The organism is Clostridioides sp. ES-S-0054-01 (assembly GCA_021561035.1).
Classification (GTDB): domain Bacteria; phylum Bacillota; class Clostridia; order Peptostreptococcales; family Peptostreptococcaceae; genus Clostridioides.
On sequence record CP067346.1, the window covers coordinates 2,164,052 to 2,187,310 of the forward strand.

The following is a 23,259-nucleotide window of genomic DNA, read 5'->3' on the forward strand; positions in this document are numbered from 1 at the left end:
TTAATACCAAAATATCAACCTATTTTTTACCATCAAATTTTATAACTTTACTTTTTTTATTTATATTTTTAGATAAGAATCCTTTTTTTAATCCCATCAATAATTCTAAGTCTTCTGTATAAAGATTTATTCCAAATTCCTCTAAACTTGATACTATACTATTTACACTCATTATTTTATTTTCTATCAATAATTCAACTGCTCTTTTTAAATACGTTGGGCTTGAACTTTTCATTTTATCTAGTGGTTCTTCTCTTAACCATCCCTTTTTATCCATCTCATTCAAAAGATAATTGTATTTTTTGTAATTTATTTTGCCTAGATTATACGCTCTAAAAATCATAGCAGATATAGGCACAATCCACTTTTTCTTTAGTTCTACATAGTAGTCCAAATCGTCTGGATGAATCAAATCTTCTAAAAAACTTTCTTTTGGCAATAAAAATGCACAAGCATACTCATCTTCTGAAAATTGCTTACTTGCTATTCTTAATTCACTTGCTATTATATAACCAAACTCATATGCCAAATTATAATTTCTAATTGATGCTGATTTTTTATCATTACCAAGAGATATTAGATATTTAGCTTCTTTATTAATTCTCTGTTTTTGAGTAAAAATTGTTGCCCCTTTTCTGTCTATATTCATACCTGATATTATAATTCCTTTAGACTCTAACAGATTTACCATATTTACTATTGGACTATTATTTAAATCCCAAAATTCTCTAGTCCTACATGCAAGAGATTCTATATCATTTATATTAATATCTGACATTATTTTTTTATTTGGCAAATTTTCTTTTGGAAACTTAATATAACTTTCCATAAACGAATATATTTTATGGATTATAATTATTTTTTCCCTGTAAGAAATTTCTTCTATTCTAGGTAGCTTAGATTGAGGATTAAAGTGGATATCCTCTACAACTACATTTATATTTTCATTTCTATAAAAATACTCTTTTGGGAAATTTAATATATTAGATAATTTTAATGTATTTTCCATATTTGGAACATACTTATTTTCTTCAAAAGCTTTTAAATCCTTTTTATTTATTTTAGTTTCCTTAGATAATTGTTCTATCGTCTTTGCTCTAAATATTCTAGCTGATTTTAATCTCTTTCCATTAAATTCTTTTAAATTCATTTATTTTCTCTCTTTCAAAATTAAATTCTTAATCTATTGATATAAATTATAAGATTACAATTAATAATTTATCATATTATTGACAAAAAAACAAAAGGTGAAAATATTTTCTTATATTTTCACCCTTTGCTAAGTTTACAATAAATAGTTCTAATTACTTAAAAAGTTTTAGATATTCTCCATATCCTAACGATTCCATATCTTCTTTAGGTATAAATCTAAGAGAAGCAGAATTTATACAATATCTTAATCCTCCAAGTTCTTTTGGTCCATCATCAAATACATGACCTAAATGAGAATTTCCTTTAGCACTTCTTACCTCAATTCTATACATACCTTGTGAGAAATCACTTCTCTCAATGATAGATTTATCTATAACGGGCTTTGAAAAACTTGGCCACCCACATCCAGCATCAAATTTATCTTTTGAAGAAAATAAAACTTCTCCACTTACAATATCAACATAAATTCCTTCTTTGTCATTATCATAGTATTCATTTTCAAAAGGTACCTCTGTCATATCATTTTGAGTGACTTCAAATTGTATAGGAGTTAAAATCTTTTTTAATTCTTCCCTGTTTATATTGTTTCCATCCCAGTGACTTTTTACAAAATTATATCTACCTGACCCTTTATAATACATATTATAGTTTAATGGTCTTTTTTTATAATAATCCTGATGATTTTCTTCTGCTTCATAGAATTTAGTTGCTGGAATTATATCAGTGACTATTTTACTATCAAATATTTTACTATTTTCCAAATGTTCTTTTGACTTTAAAGCTATATTCTTTTGTTCTTCATCATGATAGAATATGGCAGTCTTATATTGAGTTCCCCTGTCACCAAATTGTCCACCATCATCTGTAGGATTAATCTGTTTCCAAAATATATTCAGGAGCTCATCATAACTTATTATATCATCATCATAAGTTATTTGAATAGCTTCAACATGACCAGTTGTTCCCGAACATACATCTTGATATGTAGGATTTTCAATATGACCGCCTGTATATCCAGAAATTACCTTAATAACTCCATCATACTTATCAAAAGGTTTTACCATACACCAAAAACATCCACCTGCAAAAGTAGCAAGTTTTATCATTTTCATCACTCCTTAAATAAAGTATACTTTATTTATTCCCTAAGAAGTAATTTAATAATCTGTATTTTATTATTTTTACCTAATCAATTAAATAATGTGTACAAATATAATAGCAAATTGAATCTAATTTCTATAAAAACTCTTTTTATTTATCCATCCAAAAGCATCTTTTATATCACAATGTTCTCCTAAAGATGTCAAATATTCTAACGCGTCACAATCATCCATAGCTACATCTTTTTCCATCTTAGGATTTAGTCTATAGTAATTATCTCCAAGAAGTTTTTGAGAAAACAACTGACTCATTTGAGAATTCCCTTCTAATGTAATAGATATAATGGGTAACTCGGGTTCTTTATTAATTATCCAGTCAATAGCTCCCCATTCAGTAGTATCTGCCTTTATACTATTATATACATATCCAGTTCCTATCGAAAAAAGTCTTGTATTTTTAAGCTTAAGTCCACTGTCAATGGCATGAATTATACACGCTAAACTTGGGTCAGTTGCTATTATTCCTCCATCAACATGGCAATTATATGTTGGAAAAAACACTGGAGCAGCACTACTTGCCATCGCTACATCTACAACTTTACTAGTCTTTGTAAGAGAATTTGGCATATTGTTATAAAATACTGGTTTCCATGAACTTTCTTCATTTCCTATATAAAAACTTGGTATCATTACTAATTTATTTAAATCTTTTAATTCTAGTTCTTCTGGAAATATACTCAGTAAAATTTCTTTTAAGTTTTTGTTTTCATACTTTGGTCTAAGTATTTCTGTATAACTTTTATTAAAAATATGCTTTGAATTTTCGATTGAATAAAATTCTTTTATCTCTTTAGGGCTTACACCATATGCAAGCCCTAATGCAATTAGACTTCCTGTAGATGTACCTCCAAACATATTTATATTATTTAATAGGTTTGGATACTCTTTTACTATCCTCTCAAGTATGGATATACTCAATGCTCCTTTTAATCCACCACCATCAAATGCCAATATATTAAAATTAGAATTTTTCATATATATATACCCCCACATAAACCACCTTATACATTTTAAATTTTAGTCAAAATAATTTCACTATAGTATATATATTTTATGCAAATTACATATTACAATGTTCCTATTTTAATATTTAAGTTCTATGCAAATTTGTAATACTTAAAATAAAACTTATAAGGTATTATATATCTAAGTATTATAAATTTAATGCAAAGCTTCTTGAAAAGAATATCTAAAAGCAGGTTTATTTTTCAATTACTTAAAAATATTTTAACTATAAATATATTTATTTTTAGATATAGTTATCTTCTTTACCCTAAAATCTTCTTCATATCTTCTTCAGGAGTAGATATAGGTGTCAATGCAAATTTATCTACCAATATATCTAATACATTTTTAGATAAAAATGCTGGTAAAGAAGGACCTATATAGATATTTTTGATACCTAAATGAAGCAATGTAAGAAGTATACAAACAGCTTTCTGTTCATACCATGATAGTACCATGCTAAGAGGTAAATCATTTACTCCACATTCAAAAGCATTTGCCAATGAAACTGCCACTTTGATTGCACTATAAGCATCATTACATTGTCCCATATCCATTAAACGAGGTAAACCACCTATCTCTCCAAGGTCTAAATCATTAAATCTATATTTTCCACATGCAAGTGTTAATATAACAGTATCTTTAGGAGCTTGCTTTACAAATTCAGTGTAATAATTTCTTCCAGGTTTTGCACCATCGCAACCTCCAACCAATAAAAAGTGTCTTATAGCTCCACTCTTTACAGCATCTACTACTTTGTCTTGTACAGATGAAACTGTACCTCTTGCAAAACCAGTAGTTAATGTATCTCCTCCATTAATACCAGTCATATGAACATCTTCTTTATATCCTCCAAGTTCAAAAGCTTTTTCTATTACGCTAGAAAAATCTTTATCTTCATCAATATGAACCATACCTGGATAAGCAACTACTTCTGTAGTAAATACTCTATCTCTATAACTATCTTTAACAGGCATTAAACAATTTGTTGTAAATAGTATTGGAGCAGGAATATTGTCAAACTCTTTCTGTTGATTTTGCCATGCTGTACCAAAGTTACCTTTTAGATGTTTATATTCTTTTAATTTTGGATATGCATGTGCTGGTAATAACTCACCATGAGTATATATATTTATACCTTTATCTTTTGTTTGTTCTAATAATTTGTGTAAATCATAAAGGTCATGTCCTGTAACTACGATAAATGGACCTTTTTCGATTTTCATAGGTACCTGAGTTGGTTCTGGTGTTCCATAAGTTTCAGTATTTGCTCTATCAAGTAATTCCATACATTTTAAGTTTATTTCTCCAGTTTTCATAACCAAACCTAAAAGCTCGTCAATAGATAAGTCCCCTCCAACTGCTATTAATCCTTCATAGAAAAATTCATTTACGTATTTGTCTGTATAACCAAGTACCATTGCATGATATGCATAGGCAGCCATACCTCTTAATCCAAATAAGATTAATGATTTTAGGGAACGTATATCTTCATTATCATTCCACAAATTCTTCATATCATAGTTATCATTTCTATTACAAGTTGTTGAACAATCCGAACATCTAGGTACAAGTTTATTTTTTTCTATCTCAGTTTTTTCAATTTGTCTTTTTATAGCTTCATCATCAAAACTTACATTTGTTATAGTAGTAAATAATCCCTCTATCATAACTTTATCTGTTTCACTTGTTGGTCTATTCTTATTTCCAATAGTTGCTCTTGAAAGACCAATCAACACCCCTGTAAGTTCATCTTGTAAGTTAGCTGTCCCCCCTTTTTTACCACAAACTCCGTTTATAGTACAACCTTTACCTCCTGCTGTTTGTTCACATTGAAAACAAAACATTTTTTCCATTTTTTATTCCTCCCTTTTTATTTATTAAAATTTATTAGACTTTTCTGTAATTCGCTTAACTAAATTTCTCCATCCACAATTTTTCCATCTACAGATATAGTAACTATTTGCCATGGTATCATTTTTCCACTATTTTGTAGAGCTGTCTTAACAGCATTTACTATACCACCACAGCAAGGAACTTCCATACGTGTTACTACTATATTTTTAATATCATTTTCTTTTAAAATCTCTGTAAGTTTTTCAGCATAGTCAACTTCATCAAGTTTAGGGCATCCAATTAATGTTACCTTATTTTTCATAAATTTATTATGAAAGTTTCCATATGCATATGCTGTACAGTCTGCTGCTATTAAAAGACTTGCATTCTTTAAATATGACGCATTAGCCGGTACTAATTTTATTTGTACTGGCCATTGATTAAGTTGAGAACCTTTTATCTCTACTACATCATTGTTTACAGCTGTACTATTTGAAACGTCTCTATTTATTGACTTAGATTGAGAGCCTGGACATCCACATGCTAAATTTTTCTTTTGTGCTTTCTTTGCTTCCATATTTGCTTTTACTGCAGCTTCGTCATATTCTGCTGCTTCTCTATACTCAAATGAAATTGCATTTGTTGGACAAGTTGGTAGACAATCACCTAAACCATCACAATAATCATCTCTTAAAAGTTTTGCTTTTCCATTTACCATTCCTATAGCTTCTTCATGACAAGCTTCAACACATAGTCCACAACCATTACATTTTTTCTCATCAATTTTAATTATTTTTCTCATCATTTATATCACCTCATAAAATTTTTTTAATTTAAAATATTGATTTCTTATACATTTATTTTTAAGACTTACATCTTTTTATTTCAAATTTCTTATAGCAAGGTTTTTATATCTCCTTGCTTTTATAAACTTAGTATAGTACAATAAAAATAAATTATCGGTTGCATATGCAACAGGGAAGTGATTATTTGAAAAAAATTTTAGAAAAACATATAGACCTACTAAAAAAAATTCCTCTATTTGAAGGAATTAAAAGTGATGAACTTGAAGCAATGTTAGAATGTTTAGGTGTTGTAGATAAGATTTACCCAAAAGATGGTATAATATTCTCTGTTGGAAGCGAAGTTACTTCAATAGGAATTATGCTTAAAGGAAGTGCACATATAATAAAAGAAGATATCGAAGGTAATAGGAATATTGTAGCTGAACTCTTGCCTGGAGATTTATTTGGAGAGGTATTTGCATGTACTAGACTACATAAAAGCAATGTTACAGTGACCACAACATCTTCTTGTGAAGTTTTATTTATAAAGTTTAAAAATGTAACTAGTATTTGTTCATCTACATGTATATTTCACAATAGACTTGTTGAAAACATGCTACAATTAATAGCTGAAAAAAATATTTTGCTTCACAATAAAATAGAATTACTTTCTCGTAAAACAACTCGTGAGAAATTACTTATGTATTTTTCAAAACAGATAGAACAAACAGATAGCCACAAATTTACAATTCCTTTTTCAAGAAATGAAATGGCTGATTTTTTGTGTGTTGACAGAAGTTCTATGTCAAGAGAACTTGGAAAGATGAGGGATGAAGGTCTGTTATCTTTTAATAAAAATAAGTTTGAAATCTTTTGTTTTCAAAACAAGTTAGATATTTAGGCTCATATAACATTCATATTCAAATAATATTGTCTTTATTAATTACTTTCTAGAAACCTTTATAGCATAGTTAAAGGAGTATTAACAATTAATACTCCTTTAACTATGCTATAAAGTAAAATTTTATCTATTTATTAATATCAATGGCTATTTTTATTCCAAGTTTGTAAGCCTTTTTTAATACCTTAAAATTTTTTTTAGTTGAATTCCTTTCAAATGCTCTGGTTACAACTATAGTTTTGTAGTGATTTAATCCCATGCCCTTTAAATGTTTTGCAGTATATCTAAAATATTTTTCTAAATTTAACCTAAAACACACTTTATTCTAACAGTATATTTTATATACTTCATCAGAAAATACTTTGTACTTGTTTTATTTACATTTTATATTGTAATTAAATCTCTATTTAATTTTTCTGCTATTTCTCTATAAGCCTCATCCTATGATATTGGCTTAAATTTGCCTTTACCCCTTTTCCCAATTCTCTTTAGAGGTGTTTTTATTTCTATACCAGTTTCCTTACATGGTATTTTAGCTTTAAGCTACATATAACTATCCATATCAATATTTTTCTTTCCTAATAATAAATATAAATTACTATACTTATTATACATTCTTTTTATTCAAATATCATGCTTTATATTTTATGTATTGTAATTCCCAAGAATATTTTTAATAATAAAATTTTATATTTACTAATAATTTGTTTATATAATCATTTTTCACTCATAGCTTATAGGATAATTCAAGAAAAACCTAATAGTAAATTGTTATTTACATATATCTTATAATAGATAAATACTATTCATATCTACCTTAATTTTATTCTTAAATTTAGAGTGTAAATTGAATGTATTTAGATTATAATATATACAATGAGGTAAGGTGAATAATATGAAAATAGATATGATATATAAATTAATAAGAAGAAATACAGAACCATCAAGATGGTCAAGAGGTGTAAAATACTACACCAATCAATTGGTTGATTATATAGACATAGATATTGATGACCTACAAAATAATTTGTTGACATTTCGTGGTGGAGTCAATTCTGAAGATAATTATAGCTTTTATTTTAGTTCAATAACTATAGATATAAGATACTTTAAGATAATTGAAAATGATTGTAGCTGTGCTGATTGTCAATCAAAGGGTGTAAATCAAAGAATTTTCATATGTAAACATATAGTTGCTATTGTGATAAAAAGCTTAAAACAAATAAAAAATAAAAAAGATGTTCCTCCTATTTTAATAGACATATTAGGTGATAATAAGGATAAAATTTCTAATACTAATTCTAAAACCAACTTAGATTTAAGTAAGCAACTGCTTTCTTTTTTAGATAATACTAAAAGAGAAAGAGTTAATTTAGATGTATTAATAAATGTTGATTCAAATAAAGCAATTGCCGAATTTAAAATTGGAATTGATAAAATGTACATTTTAAAAAACATCACTGAATTTGCATACTCAAAACTTAACGGATATGAATTAGATTTTGGAAAAAAATTTACTTACAACCCCAACATTCATTATTTTGCCGATGAAGATGAAAAATTAGTAGATATTATAGAAGAGTATGGTACAAATCTTTCATACAACTTTTCTTCATCATATTCAAAGAAATTTATGGAGATAAATGCAAGTTCTTTAAAACAGTTTTTAAATGCTATTAAATACAAAGACTTTACACTTATTTTTTCTAAAAAAGAATACCATCCAAAAATATTAAATGATACTTTGCCAGTAAAATTTAATTTAAAAAATATAGAAGATAAAATAGTCTTATCTTCTCAAGATTCACTACCAGTTCCACTTACTAGAAAAAATGATGTACTTTTATATGATGATAATATCTACTTACTATCACATAAAAAAGCTCATGATTATTCAAAAATTTATCAAGTACTATCAAAATCTAAAGAATTGAAATTTGATAAAGAAGATTCTAAAGATGTTTTAGGATTATTAGTTCCTAGGTTAAAATCAATAGCTCAAGAAGTTTATTTGGACGACAACATAAAAAATAATATAACAAAAGATTTTAAAGCTGAGTTCTATTTTGATATGATTGATGACAATATATATTGTGATGTAAAGTATATATATGACAATGAAGGGAAAAAATTCATACTTCCCAATACACAAAAAGAAACTAAAATTGAAAATAAAATAACTTCTTCGCAATTTGTAAAAGAAAATAACAGTTATGTATTTAAAGGAAGTGATTATGACCTATTTACATTTTTAGATTCACAATTAGAATCTTTAAAAGAATTTGGAGATATATATTATTCTGAAAAGTTTAAATTGAAAAAGATATATAATTCTTCATCAATTCAAGCTTCAATTAATCAAACTAATCAAAATTATCTAGAATTTAATTTTAATATATCTGATATAAATCCAAAAGAGTACAAAGCTATTTTAAAAGCTCTTCAAGAAAAACGTACTTTTTATAAGCTTAAAGATGGAAACTTTATAGATTTATCAGAAAAAGAAACAAAAGATTTTTTTGAATTAGTTGAAAATCTAGATATAATTGGTAAGTCAAAAAATAACAAGATTCATAATAATAAAGCTCTATATATAAATGATATGATAAAAGGTAAAAAATTAAAGTTTATAGATGGCAAAAAAGAATTAGATAGTATTTGTGAAAAATTTAGAAGTTTTGATAGTATAAATTTAGATATTCCAAACAATTTAAAAGCAGACCTTCGTGACTACCAAATAAATGGTTTTAATTGGTTTAAAGTTTTAGATTATTATAAATTTGGTGGTATATTAGCTGATGAAATGGGTCTTGGTAAAACAATACAGACTATTGCATTTTTATTATCATTATCCAATAAAAAAAGCCTTATTGTTACACCCACATCGCTTATTTATAATTGGAAAAATGAATTGGAAAAATTTGCTCCAGATATAAAAGTTTTATTGATACATGGAAGTAAAAGAGATAGAGAAAAATATCTTATGGAGTTAGAAAATTTTGATGTAATACTTACAACATATGGAACTCTTAGAAATGATTTGGAGAAATATAGTGAAATAAAGTTTGATTATTGTATCATAGATGAAGCTCAGAATATTAAAAATCCAGTAGCTTTAGTAACGGAGTCTGTAAAAAATATAAATGCAGAAAATAAATTTGCACTTACTGGTACACCTATAGAAAATAATCTGCTAGAATTATGGTCTATATTCGATTTTATAATGCCTGGTTATTTATATACTAAAGCAAAGTTTCAAGAGTTATTCATAAATAAAGAAGATAATGTTGAAAATTTGAAAAAACTAATAAAACCTTTTATTCTTAGAAGAAGCAAAAAACAAGTGATGAAAGAACTTCCAGATAAAATTGAGAAAAACTTTTTTGTAGAGTTAAATAAAGAACAGAAAAAAATATATAGTGTATATGCAAAAGATATACAAGAGAAAATAAAAGATAAAAATCTAAAGAAAGATAAAATAGTTATCTTTTCTTACTTAACAAAGCTAAGACAACTTTGTTTAGACCCAAGTATAGTAGTAAAAGATTACAGTAAAAAAAGTTCAAAAATTGAAACGTGTCTAGAAATACTTAGGGATGGTATAAATGAAAACCACAAGATATTACTGTTTTCACAATTTACCTCTGTACTTAAAAACATAAGTAAACAACTTGATAAATACAAAATTGAATATCATTATATTGATGGTAAAACTAATGCTAAAGAAAGGCTTGAACTTGTAGATACATTTAATAAAAGTATGGATAAAAAAGTTTTTTTAATATCTCTAAAAGCAGGTGGAACTGGTTTAAACCTTACATCTGCTGATATGGTAATTCACTTTGATCCGTGGTGGAACCCATCAGTAGAAAATCAAGCTAGTGATAGGGCTCATAGATTTGGTCAGAAAAATTCAGTACAAGTTATAAAATTAATTGCTAAAGGAACTATAGAAGAAAAAATAATAAAATTACAAGAAAGTAAAAAAGAACTTATAAATCAGTTTATAAATGGAGAACTTTCTAATGAAAGTGTATTGAAAAGTTTGTCTGATGATGAGATAATAGATTTATTTAATTAAAGTATTTAATCTTATAGCTTATCTATATAAATTTATTCTAAAATTTATATAGATAAGCTACATTTTATGTAAATCCTAAAACTTTAAATAATAGTATTACTAAATTATTCTTTTAAAAATTTCTTTGCTACATCTGAAAAATCTAATCCATTTGATAAAATAGCTGGATGACCACCTTTATCAAACAAGTGCATTTTACCATTTTTAATTTTTTTAAGAAGTGATGAAAAAGTATTTTCAAAAAAATCAGGAGATACTAAAGATACAAACTCATCTTCTCTACTTCCTGTTAAAAGTACATCTGGTTGCATAGTTTCTAGAGGTTTATGAAAGAATTTACCTATAGTTTTATAGTGTTCAAAAATAGCTTCTGTATCATTATCCACAACTTTCTCCCAGTTTTCTCCGTGATTATAAATATAAAAAGCTTTTGCATTAGCATCTTGTTTTGATTCTTCACGCTCTGTCTTCACATTTTTTACAAATGGTTCTAGAGGAACTTCCCCTTCAAAGCTATCTGCTATTACTTTATTAACTAAGTCAGGTCTTTCAAGGGCAACATTTAATGCTACAAGAGCTCCTCCACTACTTCCAATTATATTTACTTTTTTATAATTCATTTTTTCTAAAAAGCATATAACTTGCATAGCCTCATCAAACCATAAATCTGCAGAGAATTTATCCACTATTTGAGATTGACCATGACCTACAAAATCTATTAATATTACTTTATATTCGTCTTTATAAAAATCAACTACTTCATTAAACATCTTAGAAGAAGCAGTATTACCATGTAAAAAAAGTAATGGTGTACCATCTCCTATTTCATTATAGTAGCATTTTTTGTCATTATAGGTAAAATATGACATATGTTCCCTCCTCCAATATTTTTATATATTTATAACTTATATTCATAGTTAATATTGTTATAAACCTTTAAGGTCATTATAGCTTAAAGCTTTTTCAAAATCAATAACTCTTTTTGTCACTTTATGACTTACTTTTTTAAGTTTTGTAACATAATAATTTTAAAAAATACAAAATTAATTTATTTTGTTAAATTTAATTCACAATCTTAACTTCAACTACCTCATATCTCTCTTTACCTTAACCATTTTTTTCTTTATAGGTATTTCCTTATATTTTTTTAATATTAAATCTCCTTTATAATTTAATATATCTACATATGAACACAAATCTTGAACTTCTATTACGCCTATATCATCATTAGTAATTTCTTTTAGGTTACTAAATGCTCCAACTATATCCAAAACTCTTATTTTCTTCTTTTTCCCAGCATTTAAATATAATCTTACAACTTCATCTTCTAAATTTAGTTTAGCATCTTCGTATTTTTGACAACTTTTACTGACTTTCTTTCTTTTTAAAGCTTCTCTTAAAAGTTTTTTTGAATATTCTTCAAACAACCTTTTACCTGATATAATTCTACTTTTCTCTATTGTAGGTATTTCATATATTTTATATCCTATATATTCTTCTATACCCTCTATATATTTTTCATCCCATGCATCTACTATAGTAATAGCCTTTCCACTACTTCCTTTTCTTCCAGTTCTCCCAATTCTATGTATGTAATTTTCCTTATCATAAGGTACATCATAGTTTACAACTAAAGAAATATCATCAATATGTATTCCTCTAGATGCTACATCACTGCTAACTAACACATTAAATTTTAAATCTTTAAAGTCTTTAATTACAAATATTCTTTTTTCTTGTGATAAATCAGCATGTAACTGCCTTACTAAAAAACCATCTTTACTCATTCTATTATATAATCTAGATACTTTTTCTCTAGTATTACAAAAAATTATTACACTCTTTGGATTTTCACTGTATATTAACTCTTTTAAAATTATATACTTATCTCTTTCATTTACTTTTATTATTCTATCATCTATTTGCTTTGCTTTCTCATTATTTTCATTTATATTTATAATGTTATAATTTGGTATATATTTTTCACATATATACTTTATCTCTTCGCTCATTGTAGCTGAAAAGAGTCCTATTGTTTTCTCTTTAGGCAAACTCGATAATATTTCTTCCATTTGTTCAACAAAACCTCTATTAAACATTTTATCAGCTTCGTCTATCACTAAATACCTTATATTGTCCAAATTAATAGTGCCTTTATTTATATGGTCAATTATTCTACCTGGAGTAGCTACAACAATATGAACCCTTTGCTTTAATTGTGCTATTTGTTCTTTTATAGGTTGTTTACCAAAGATAGCGCTACATCTCACCTTCTTTAATCTCCCTATTCCTGATATCTCATCTTTTACCTGTAGAGCTAATTCTCTTGTTGGAACTACTATAAGTGCCTGAATATTATTGTACTCCACATCTATGCTCTCACATACAGGGATTGCAAAGCTTGCTGTTTTCCCACTCCCTGTTTTTGACTTCACTGCTATGTTTTGACCATTTAACAAATTTGGAATAACCTCTATTTGTACTCTAGAAGGTATATTATATTCTAAATTCTTCAATGACTTAAGTATCTTATCATTTAAATTAAAACTTTCAAATGTATACTTCATTTCTTACCACCTTGTTATATTTATTTTATCTCTTATATTTTTCTACATTATATTATTATAATACAAGATTTCAATATTTTTATGTTATTTATTATACTAAACATAAAAATAGATATTATATAAATATACAGTTTCGTGCAAAAATGATTAAATTTTTGAATTTAAATACCCCCTTAAATATACTGATAAATCAACATTTTAAGGGAGCATTTCTTTTATCTAACTAAACTAATATATCTTTTAAAATTATACTAATATACTGTGTTTTAGTTTGTATCTAAAATAAAAAGGTATTAATCAACACCTAAATCACCATAATCTCACATATCTATATCTTTATTCAATATACCTTCTGTAATCAATCGTGCTATATAATCATAACCTGCTTCATTTGCTTTGTTACAATCATTTACATTATCACAGAAAAAACTTTCAATCTGTATTGCAACCGGATTTGTATTTCTCAATATATATAAATTTTCTCTTTTTTTAGCTCCTCTATTTTCAAATAATTCTCCAAGTCTATTAGATACTCTTTTAGCATATTCTAACCCTTCATTACCATAATAAAGAACTTCTGTACCAAATTTTGTTCCATCACCTTTATTTAAATGTAGCTCTACTAATAAATCGTATTTGCCACTATTTACTTTTGGAACTCTATAGAAAAATTCTTCTCTTTCTGACATAAAGTGTCTTTCTGGACAAATTATTACATCTACTGTATTACCTTGACTTATAAGCATCTCAGCTAACATAGGAGCTAATTTTTTGTTATAATTGTATTCATCAACTATACCACTTACACCTGTACTTTTACCACCTTTTAGTATACTATGACCTACTGTTATGCATATTTTCATTTACTTTTTTCACCTTCTTTTAAGCCAATTTTTATATAATAGTAATATAATTTTAAAGTTATTACTAATAATAATATATTAATTTGAGAAGGCAAAAGTTCTCCGTGATTATCATTTTTTTAACATATTTGTCTTATTTTATCATAAATCTACATTTTTTAAATATTATACTGTTCTTATTATTTATAATTATTTAATTAATCATTTATATATACAATACATATATCAATATCTAGTTTCATTTAATCAAATGCTAGTTTAATAATCTTAAGTTTTAGATTTAAATAACTAATAATATAATAAAAGTGATGTATTTATAAATAATTCACCTGGATTTAATTTATTTATTGATGTATGTTCAGTTTTTATATTTATGTTTTTCATATCTCCATAGACAATTCCAACTGGTGAACAAATGAAACAGGAAAATCCAAAAGTTTTCATTAACTTTTTTACTTTATTATCACTAAAACTTGTTTGCTTTTTATAATCGCTTATATTTTCGTTATTATTTTGTATGTCATTGCTATAATCTTTATATTTCTGAATATTATTAAGCTTATTTACTATTTTAAACTTACTCCGATTTTTACAACTATAGTCTATTTCAACCTCTACACTCCCAAAAACTATCAAGTCGCATAGTTTCAAATCATTTCCTTTGTCTATAGGATTTTTCATAGGTTTAACATCAAGTATTTTACTATTTATATTTACTTTTAATATATCCTTTAAATTTTTAGGCATCTTTAAAGTATTACTTATATTCAATTGCTTAAATACGCTTTTATTTACATTAGTATAAACTCTATTGCTTTCTATTGATATCCTTGTTGGGAATTTATCTAGATTACACTTGTAGTAATAGTATATATTAGCATTATTCTTTATAACTCCATATGCTGAATTTGGCAAAACTACACTTTTAAAAGATATTATTTTATTACAACTTGCATCTATTCTCCCTATGTAAAAACCTTGTTGTGGGTCTAAACCACGTTTTATAATACCATTAACTTTTACAGTATTACTTATAAACTCTATATATTTAGAAATATAATCTTTAAAAAATATATTTCCAGTTTTGTACCTACTCGTATTTTTAACAATAACAGTATAGGTCAAAATATCAAATACAGATGCACACTTTTTATCAACATATTTTTCTACTTTTAAAATGCTTCCATTTACATCATTTGAAAATACATCATTAAAAGTAGTTCTTGTTATTCTCATTGCATCCACCTTTCTATAACTTAAAAATTACTCTATTTTAAAATTATTATCATAACTTATAATTGCAGTCACACTAATAAATAAATTATTATCATCTAAAATAGATGATGTCATGTCCTGTATAAGATACTTTAAATTAATTTTATCTTTATTTTCTATTTTTCTAGGCATTTGTATAAATGTACTAAAGGGTATTTTTAATTTAAGTATATTTTTTTTATTAGAATTTCGATTTTTCTTATTACCTACATAATTTAGTATTACATCAGTATTTATATCTCCAACTAAAATCAACTTCTTTCCTGTCATTTGTTCATCTTCTAAGGATACACTTTTCATAGTATCAATCAGACTCATATTATGAACCTTTACACTACAAACAGATGCTTCCAATGAATTTATTACATATTTCTTAGAAATCAACTTAAAATTTTTATATGTGTTAAATTGAGATGAATAAAAAGTATTCTCTAGTCTTTCACATCTTTCAAAATTATATATTACCTTATTATTTTCATACATAATTACATCAATCTCCCTATACCTATATATTAATACTATTCATAAAAACTATCCTAAATTACCCATTTTTGATTATTCAGCATCTAGTTGTTATCTATTTTTAAGGTATAGTAAATTTTTTATATGTATTGATTTCTATTTAATAATAAAAATGTATCTTAGAATTTTTCATTATGTATAACTCTCTATATATTCTATTGACTTTTTAAATATAGTTTATTATAATTCAATAGACTGCCGGTCAGTCATTTTAAAAAAGAAGTGTTCTATAAATGCAAAATCTATCTCACTTTCAATGCCAAAACTAGGATATTATCCATCTTTATTGACATTATACCTTGCATGACTGATACTCCAGTTCCAAGATAGGATACAATTTGAATTCCTGCACAATTTAGCATATCTAAATCTCTGAAAATAGTTCGCTTAAATACATCAAATCTATCTACCAGTTATTGAACTGTGATTTTATCAATATTGGTAAGAATACAAAGTAATCCAAGTAATCGTTGGACTCTCATAAATACCTCCTTAAAAAATTTAAAGCTTATTTATACTAAAAAACTATAAATAATAGTGACCATATTAATTATCCAGATTAATATAGTCACTATTTTAATACAAACTAAATAAATTATCATATTATTTTTTACTTAAAATCTAAACCCTCTTTATTTCCATTAAACCTACTATTCTGGTTTATATACTATTTTATTATTGTCATCATATATTACCAGAGAATTTGCTTTTATAACTTCGTCCTTATACTTAACATCCTTTTGAGAGAAATTGGCTACTACCTTTAAATCTTCTCCATATTCAGTCATTTGAACTAATCTATCCTTAGAAATAAATTTAAAGTCTGTCATCTCCCTTTTAATAGCCTTTTTATTAAATTCTGACCATATTTTATTATGAGAAATTATTTCATCTTTGTGTTTTTCCCATTCAGTTCTATCTATATAATACATAGGTGGTGTATTATACAATACTTCTCTCATCATTCTACTTCCAACTTCATCCTTAATTTTAAAAGTTCCCCATAACCACTGATGAGAAGATACAACAGAATCATTATAAACTAATCTAAATAAGGGTAGAGAATAAGCTGGGTCTATAAATATTTTTTTATATTTTTCTTTTACAGGTATCTGCTTTGAAAATACTTCTGGTACTCCTCCTGTTGGAGAATAGTATTTACCAACATAATATTCGCTTTCTTTATTCTTACTCATATCTTTATCTACCCAAGCAAATGCTGGTGTCTCAAGCCCATGTGCAAATGCTATGGTACTACTTGAAAAATCATTTCCACCTTCTGAACCTATAACCATATTTGCATTATCTCTTATATATGACATTCTCTCAAGTCTAGCCTTTAAATCCTGTGCTTGAGTTGTTATATGATTTGAAGAATAGTCATCATAGATTTCACCTGTAGCATCACAATCTATAAACCAAGAATTAAACTCATATCCTTCATCCAATATACTTTGTACTCTCTCTTTCACACTTGGTAAAGACAATGTAGGATTTAATTTTCTTCCTTCTCCTTGGAATCCAGTTTCTTTTTCACCTTTTTTATTTTCTATAGTAGCATTTTCATATAGAGATTTATCCTCAAATGACGCCGTACTCCATTTTTCTTCCCCTGGCTTGTGTATAGAATGATATGAATCATATGGTCCTACGAGATAACCCAAATCATTAGCTCTCTTAACCATCTCTAAAGATATATAACCTTCCTCCATATCATCAAATCCTATCCACGCATTTTTAATTCCAGATTTATTAATATCATTAATTACATCAATTGTATTATACTTTGCCCATGTAGCAACATCATTTACATTATCACCCAATTTTGATTTTAATAACTTCTTATTAAACTCTATAAGTTCTACTCTACTTAATTTAGATATACCTTTTTGTAATACTTTTTTTATATCTTTATCCTTGCTGTCAAAAACTTTATCATTATAAAAAGTATTCATCTGCATAACTTCATTAAATGCTTGTACTATTTGATTCCTTTGATATTTATCTATATAATCTTGAGTTTCTATCTGATTAATCACTTCTATAAATTCACTATCATCAGATTTCCTACTTAAAAGTTCTTTCATCCAATCAATCAAATTATCTGGTAAGTTTTCTTTTAGTTTATTCCATTTAATATCATTTATTGTGATTATAGATTTATCTCCAAAATAAATCTGTGGTGCTCCATAAAGTTTTTCAATATTTTTGTTTTCTTTAGATTTTTCTTCTAATGTTTTAAACTCTCCTTTATCAACTATATAAGTTTTATAAGTTTTTGCTATATCTGTAATATTCTTATTAGTCAGATATATTTTAAACCCATACTCTTTATTTTTATTGATACTTGGATATTCGTGTTTAAATGTAAAATTAATCTTATCTTTAGAACTAAATTCAATTTCATTGTTGAATTCATTTTCAATAATATAGAGCACAGAATATTTTGCTTTATTCACTGCAAAGAATTGCATTGAAAAAGATTCTATAACATTATAAGTGGACTCATTTAAATGTTCTTTCCAATACTTATCATTACTTGGTATAAACTTACCTTCATAAAGTGGTAGTACATAACTTTCACCTTCGACCTTAGGCCAATTAAAACTAGATTCTTTTTCTAAATTAGATTTAATGTTTACATCTAAATAATTGTCCTCTTTTTTTATATTTATGTCTATGTTTTCATCAGGATATGTCCATGATACTTCTGTTTTTGTCTTTTTGAAATTTGATACCTTCCTTTCTTTTAATGGTTCAGATATCTTTTCTTTTGAACCATCAGATTCAACTGATACCTCAAAGGTTTCAGGTTTCACTTCAAAACTAAAATCCAAATTTTTAACATTGTACATGGATGATTTGATATTATCTACCTCACCACTACTACATCCAGTAATAATAGTTACAACAACCATGCAACTTATAAATATCGAGACTATTTTTTTCATAAAAGCCACCTCCTCGATAAATATATCATCCTTATGTTACGTCAAAGTTACATTTCACTTTGAATTTCACTATCTATTAATTGAAGATTGTATTGTTGAATTAGTTCTATTAGACGAGCTGCATATATACTATTTCCATTTTCATCCTTTGCAGTACTATAACCTGCCTTTTCTAATGCTTTAGCTTGATATATATACGTGTTTGCATCAAACACGCCATTAGTTTTATATCTTTTATTTGTGGCTAAAAATTTTGCATGGTCTTTTATAGATTCGTTTTTATCATCATATATTCTAAATTTATCATCTATAATTGTATCTAAGTGTTCTTTTGTTTCTAAAGTCACTGACTTACCTTTCCAATAAGCATCAGCCTTTATACCAAATAGATTATTATATTGTTTTGCCAAAGTTGACTTACCCCAGCTAGACTCTATTATAGCTTGTGCAATAGTTATAGATGGAAGTATTTTATAATCTTTATAATTTTGTATAGCTTCTGTTTTAATTTCGTCGATAAACTTCATATATTGTGTATCAGACTTCAATCTTTCTGGTTTTATACCATAATCATTAAGGTTGTCTATATAATTATCAACCAATCTTTTTTGTCTATTATTAAATTCTAACTCATTCAAAACATCACTTAACTTATTTACTTTATTATTTTTAGAAAAATTCTTAACAAATAAATCCGATACTTCTTCTATCTGTGAATCCTTAACATTTTTTAAGTTATTTTTATTTAACACAGCAACAATGGACGCTACATACTTCCAGTTAACTTGTACATTGTTTTTGCTTGCTAAATCAGAATATTTTATATACTTACTGACATTTATATCATCCTTACTTATCTCTCTAGATGAATATTCCTTCACTAATACACCTATTAAAATTGATATTATCAGTATTATAACAATGAATTTTTTATTCTTCATAAATATTGTCCTCCCTTATATTATCTGCTGACTACAATATATCTTACTTTTGTGACATATTCTTTACGAAATTCTGAAGATTTTATGAAGATTTATGAAATATATTTAATTAAAAGAACGATTATTGTTATAATATATAGTTTTCTATTAAACAAAAAAATAGTTAAAATAAATTCATAATTAGATAAACTTATTTTAACTATTTACATAATAAAAATATTATTAAGTCTATTTATCAATTTTTATATATTTTTCTAATATATATTTTTTACCATATACAATAATTTTTATTGGTTTACCTTTTAAATTTTCTATTTTAATTAAATTACTACATACATCTACATTAATAATATTATCTCTATAGTTTATATTGAAAGAATAATTTTTCCATTCTTTGGGCAACTTAGGGTCAAAAGATAGTGTTTCATCCCACGTTCTCATACCTGCAAATCCATGTACAATGGAAAGCCATGAACCAGACATAGAAGTTATATGAAGTCCATCATTTGTATCATTATTGTAATTATCTAAGTCAAGCCTAGCTGTTCTTGAGTATAATTCATAAGCCTTTTCTAAGTTATCTATTTCAGAGGCAATAATAGAATAAATACTTGAAGATAAAGAAGATTCATGAACAGTATATTTTTCATAGAAGTCAAAATTTCTCTTTTTCTCTTCTTTAGTGAATCTATTTCCAAAATAGTAAATTCCCTGTAATACATCTGCTTGCTTTATAAAACACGACCTAAGAATCTTATCCCAAGACCAATTTTGATTAAGAGGAAGATTTTCTCTTGGTAAATCTTTTACTTCTATAAATTCTTTATCTAAAAAATTATCGTTTTGAATTATTATTTGTAATTCCTCATCATATGGCAAATACATCTTTTTTGATATTATTTTCCAAAACTCAATTTCTTCCCTAGTCACACTATTTCTGTCAATACACTCATTATACTCTTTTTCTAATCGTAAGATATTTTCTACAGCATAATCTAAACACCATTTAGCTATATAGTTAGTATACCAATTATTATTGATATTGTTTTCAAATTCGTTAGGTCCTGTAACTCCATGTATCATATACAAATCTTTTTTCGTAGACAAATGAACTCTACTTGCCCAAAATCTAGCTATTTCTATTATTACATCTATTCCCTTTTCTTTTATATATTCAAAGTCACCTGTATAATTTGTATAGTTATATATTGCATATACTATACTTCCATTTCGGTGGATTTCCTCAAATGTTATCTCCCATTCATTATGACATTCTACTCCATCAAACGTAACCATTGGATATAAAGCACCTTTAAGCCCTAGTTTTTTTGCATTATCCTTTGCCTGTGCTAACTGATTGTACCTATATTCTAAAAGATTTCTAGTTACCTTCTTATCTGCTATACCAAGATATACTGGAACACAAAACGCTTCTGTATCCCAATAAGTAGCTCCTCCATACTTTTCGCCAGTAAATCCTTTTGGACCTATATTTAATCGTGAATCTTCTCCATAATATGTTGAAAATAATTGAAATAAATTATATCGTATACCTTGTTGGCTACTTTTGTCTCCATTTATTTTTACATCTGCACTTTCCCATCTTTTATTCCACAACTTTGTGTGTTCATTCAATATATCATCATAGCTTTTAGATACTTCTCTATTTAAAATATCGTCACATTTTCTTAATAGCTCACTTTCTTTATAATCTCTAGTTGAAGTTATAGATACATATTTTTCTATACTTGCAACTTCATTTTTTAAAACATCCATTGTTATTGAATTTTCACAGTAATTATAATCGCTCTTATGAGATATAGCTTCTACTTCACCATTTGTCTTAATATACATCATTGCACCCACAGTGAACACTGGTGTATTAAATGCATTTTCCTTTGTTCGCGAAATAATACTTCCTTTATATTCTAAAGAATTTGAAGAAATTCCATTCCAAAATTCTTCCTCATAATTTGAATCTTCATTTTTTATATTTGAATCTAAATATGGTATAAATTTTATTTTAGCATTAGAATTTAATGCTTTTATACTGTATTTAATTACTGCTAGTTCCTTAACAGATATACTTAAAAATCTAGTAATCTTAGCTTCAAATTTTTTATCATTTATATTTACGATAAACCTACGATTTAAAGTACCATTTTTCATATCTAATTCTCTATAAAAATCTTCTACTTTACATTTTACTAAATCTAATTCTACATCATCTATAAAAATTCTTACACCTATATAGTTGACTGAATTAGGAATTTTACCAAAGTATTCTGGGTATCCATTTTTCCACCATCCAACACGAGTTTTATCTGGAAACCATACTCCAGCTATATAAGACCCCTTATGTGTGTCTCCACTATAATTTTCCTCATAGTTTCCCCTCATACCCATATAACCATTACCTGTACTCATTATGGATTCTGCTAATCTATTTTCTTTGATTTCAATCTTATCTTGTATAATCTTCCATTCATCTATATTATTAAATAAACATTTCATATAATTCTCCTAACTATATACTCATTATACTTTTCTTGTATATATTCAAACTTTAATTGATTTGTTGAATCTACAACTAAATTTGCTTTATTTAAATTTTTATAATTTCCAACACCAATAGAAAACATATTAGCTGAGTTTATAGCGTCTATACCTGCACTTGCATCTTCTATCCCTATACAATTTTGTGGATTTACATCAAGCCCTTTAGCTGACATAAGAAATATATCTGGATGTGGTTTGTTATTCTTACATTTTGCTGCATCAGCTATAAAATCAAATTTATTACTTATACCCAAATGATTTAATACATTTGTTGCATTCTTGCTTGCAGAAGATAAACCTATCTTTATATTATTAAATTTTATATCAATTAACAAGTCTTCTATACCTGGCAAAATATCATTTGAAGTTATGTCATTTATTAACGATACATAATAATTATTTTTTTCTTCAGCCATTTCCAGCTTTTCTTCTTCTGAAAATAAATATTTTTTGTTTCCAAATTCTAATATCCTATCCAGTGATTCCATTCTACCTATACCTTTTAAAGATTCATTAAATTTTGTATCTATATCTATACCAACCTTGTGTGCCAGTTTTTTCCAAGCCATATAGTGATAATATGCAGTATCTGTAATTACACCATCTAAATCAAATATAAATGCTTCAATCATTCTTATTTCCTTTCTCTGAAAGAATTTTT

16 protein-coding genes and 1 pseudogene are annotated in these 23,259 nt (G+C 26.3%); 2 read left to right on the plus strand and 15 right to left on the minus strand.

What is annotated here, in order from left to right; genetic code table 11:
* Positions 1-19: 19 nt before the first annotated feature.
* From JJC02_10365 to JJC02_10385, 5 genes are all read right to left on the minus strand, one after another.
* On the minus strand, positions 20-1,150 hold the full coding sequence (locus tag JJC02_10365; GenBank protein UDN53315.1) for a helix-turn-helix domain-containing protein: 1,131 nt from the start codon (positions 1,148-1,150) through the stop codon (positions 20-22).
* A 154-nt stretch (positions 1,151-1,304) separates the two neighbouring features.
* A complete protein-coding gene (gene msrA / locus JJC02_10370) occupies positions 1,305-2,258 on the minus strand; it encodes a peptide-methionine (S)-S-oxide reductase MsrA (protein UDN53316.1) in 954 nt (317 codons plus the stop codon).
* A gap of 123 nt (positions 2,259-2,381) precedes the next feature.
* Positions 2,382-3,287 carry a patatin-like phospholipase family protein gene (locus JJC02_10375; protein UDN53317.1) on the minus strand — a complete coding sequence of 302 codons (906 nt, stop codon included), beginning with the start codon at positions 3,285-3,287 and terminating at the stop codon, positions 2,382-2,384.
* Between the two features lie 293 nt (positions 3,288-3,580).
* A complete protein-coding gene (gene hcp / locus JJC02_10380; GenBank protein ID UDN53318.1) occupies positions 3,581-5,173 on the minus strand; it encodes a hydroxylamine reductase in 1,593 nt (530 codons plus the stop codon).
* A gap of 59 nt (positions 5,174-5,232) precedes the next feature.
* Positions 5,233-5,958 (minus strand): 4Fe-4S binding protein, encoded by a 726-nt coding sequence (locus tag JJC02_10385; protein ID UDN53319.1) that lies wholly within the window; start codon positions 5,956-5,958, stop codon positions 5,233-5,235.
* A 164-nt stretch (positions 5,959-6,122) separates the two neighbouring features.
* Here JJC02_10385 and JJC02_10390 point away from each other — a divergent pair, with 164 nt between their 5' ends.
* Complete coding sequence (locus tag JJC02_10390; GenBank protein UDN53320.1) at positions 6,123-6,839, plus strand: Crp/Fnr family transcriptional regulator; 717 nt, start codon at positions 6,123-6,125, stop codon at positions 6,837-6,839.
* A gap of 127 nt (positions 6,840-6,966) precedes the next feature.
* Here JJC02_10390 and JJC02_10395 read toward each other — a convergent pair.
* Positions 6,967-7,137 (minus strand): annotated as a pseudogene (locus JJC02_10395) (flavodoxin family protein).
* A 597-nt stretch (positions 7,138-7,734) separates the two neighbouring features.
* Here JJC02_10395 and JJC02_10400 point away from each other — a divergent pair.
* Positions 7,735-10,920 (plus strand): DEAD/DEAH box helicase, encoded by a 3,186-nt coding sequence (locus JJC02_10400; GenBank protein ID UDN53321.1) that lies wholly within the window; start codon positions 7,735-7,737, stop codon positions 10,918-10,920.
* 104 nt (positions 10,921-11,024) lie between these two features.
* Here the strand turns inward: JJC02_10400 and JJC02_10405 are convergent, their stop codons facing one another.
* The 9 genes from JJC02_10405 to pgmB all read right to left on the minus strand — a co-directional run bounded on the left by JJC02_10405 (position 11,025) and on the right by pgmB (position 23,230).
* On the minus strand, positions 11,025-11,789 hold the full coding sequence (locus tag JJC02_10405) for an alpha/beta hydrolase (GenBank protein ID UDN53322.1): 765 nt from the start codon (positions 11,787-11,789) through the stop codon (positions 11,025-11,027).
* 216 nt (positions 11,790-12,005) lie between these two features.
* On the minus strand, positions 12,006-13,487 hold the full coding sequence (locus JJC02_10410) for a DEAD/DEAH box helicase (protein UDN53323.1): 1,482 nt from the start codon (positions 13,485-13,487) through the stop codon (positions 12,006-12,008).
* A 320-nt stretch (positions 13,488-13,807) separates the two neighbouring features.
* The gene (locus JJC02_10415; protein UDN53324.1) at positions 13,808-14,350 is read right to left on the minus strand and encodes an N-acetylmuramoyl-L-alanine amidase; all 543 of its coding nucleotides are present in this window, start codon (positions 14,348-14,350) and stop codon (positions 13,808-13,810) included.
* A 288-nt stretch (positions 14,351-14,638) separates the two neighbouring features.
* Positions 14,639-15,586 (minus strand): DUF11 domain-containing protein, encoded by a 948-nt coding sequence (locus JJC02_10420; GenBank protein UDN53325.1) that lies wholly within the window; start codon positions 15,584-15,586, stop codon positions 14,639-14,641.
* Positions 15,587-15,613: 27 nt separating this feature from the next.
* Complete coding sequence (locus tag JJC02_10425) at positions 15,614-16,108, minus strand: DUF3794 domain-containing protein (protein UDN53326.1); 495 nt, start codon at positions 16,106-16,108, stop codon at positions 15,614-15,616.
* Between the two features lie 689 nt (positions 16,109-16,797).
* A complete protein-coding gene (locus JJC02_10430) occupies positions 16,798-19,098 on the minus strand; it encodes a hypothetical protein (GenBank protein UDN53327.1) in 2,301 nt (766 codons plus the stop codon).
* Between the two features lie 47 nt (positions 19,099-19,145).
* The gene (locus JJC02_10435; GenBank protein ID UDN53328.1) at positions 19,146-20,039 is read right to left on the minus strand and encodes a glucosaminidase domain-containing protein; all 894 of its coding nucleotides are present in this window, start codon (positions 20,037-20,039) and stop codon (positions 19,146-19,148) included.
* A 228-nt stretch (positions 20,040-20,267) separates the two neighbouring features.
* Complete coding sequence (locus JJC02_10440; GenBank protein UDN53329.1) at positions 20,268-22,553, minus strand: glycoside hydrolase family 65 protein; 2,286 nt, start codon at positions 22,551-22,553, stop codon at positions 20,268-20,270.
* Positions 22,550-23,230, minus strand: a complete 681-nt coding sequence (gene pgmB, locus JJC02_10445) for a beta-phosphoglucomutase (GenBank protein ID UDN53330.1) — start codon at positions 23,228-23,230, stop codon at positions 22,550-22,552. The genes JJC02_10440 and pgmB overlap by 4 nt, the downstream gene beginning before the upstream one ends.
* Between the last annotated feature and the right edge of the window lie 29 nt (positions 23,231-23,259).

Excerpts from the sequence above, each read along its gene's own strand:
- JJC02_10400 (UDN53321.1), top strand. The coding sequence starts at position 7,735 with ATGAAAATAGATATGATATATAAATTAATAAGAAGAAATACAGAACCA.
- JJC02_10440 (UDN53329.1), bottom strand. The coding sequence starts at position 22,553 with ATGAAATGTTTATTTAATAATATAGATGAATGGAAGATTATACAAGAT.
- JJC02_10385 (UDN53319.1), bottom strand. The coding sequence starts at position 5,958 with ATGATGAGAAAAATAATTAAAATTGATGAGAAAAAATGTAATGGTTGT.
- JJC02_10425 (UDN53326.1), bottom strand. The coding sequence starts at position 16,108 with ATGTATGAAAATAATAAGGTAATATATAATTTTGAAAGATGTGAAAGA.
- JJC02_10435 (UDN53328.1), bottom strand. The coding sequence starts at position 20,039 with ATGAAGAATAAAAAATTCATTGTTATAATACTGATAATATCAATTTTA.
- pgmB (UDN53330.1), bottom strand. The coding sequence starts at position 23,230 with ATGATTGAAGCATTTATATTTGATTTAGATGGTGTAATTACAGATACT.
- msrA (UDN53316.1), bottom strand. The coding sequence starts at position 2,258 with ATGATAAAACTTGCTACTTTTGCAGGTGGATGTTTTTGGTGTATGGTA.
- JJC02_10375 (UDN53317.1), bottom strand. The coding sequence starts at position 3,287 with ATGAAAAATTCTAATTTTAATATATTGGCATTTGATGGTGGTGGATTA.
- hcp (UDN53318.1), bottom strand. The coding sequence starts at position 5,173 with ATGGAAAAAATGTTTTGTTTTCAATGTGAACAAACAGCAGGAGGTAAA.
- JJC02_10415 (UDN53324.1), bottom strand. The coding sequence starts at position 14,350 with ATGAAAATATGCATAACAGTAGGTCATAGTATACTAAAAGGTGGTAAA.
- JJC02_10420 (UDN53325.1), bottom strand. The coding sequence starts at position 15,586 with ATGAGAATAACAAGAACTACTTTTAATGATGTATTTTCAAATGATGTA.
- JJC02_10410 (UDN53323.1), bottom strand. The coding sequence starts at position 13,487 with ATGAAGTATACATTTGAAAGTTTTAATTTAAATGATAAGATACTTAAG.
- JJC02_10390 (UDN53320.1), top strand. The coding sequence starts at position 6,123 with ATGCAACAGGGAAGTGATTATTTGAAAAAAATTTTAGAAAAACATATA.
- JJC02_10365 (UDN53315.1), bottom strand. The coding sequence starts at position 1,150 with ATGAATTTAAAAGAATTTAATGGAAAGAGATTAAAATCAGCTAGAATA.
- JJC02_10405 (UDN53322.1), bottom strand. The coding sequence starts at position 11,789 with ATGTCATATTTTACCTATAATGACAAAAAATGCTACTATAATGAAATA.
- JJC02_10430 (UDN53327.1), bottom strand. The coding sequence starts at position 19,098 with ATGAAAAAAATAGTCTCGATATTTATAAGTTGCATGGTTGTTGTAACT.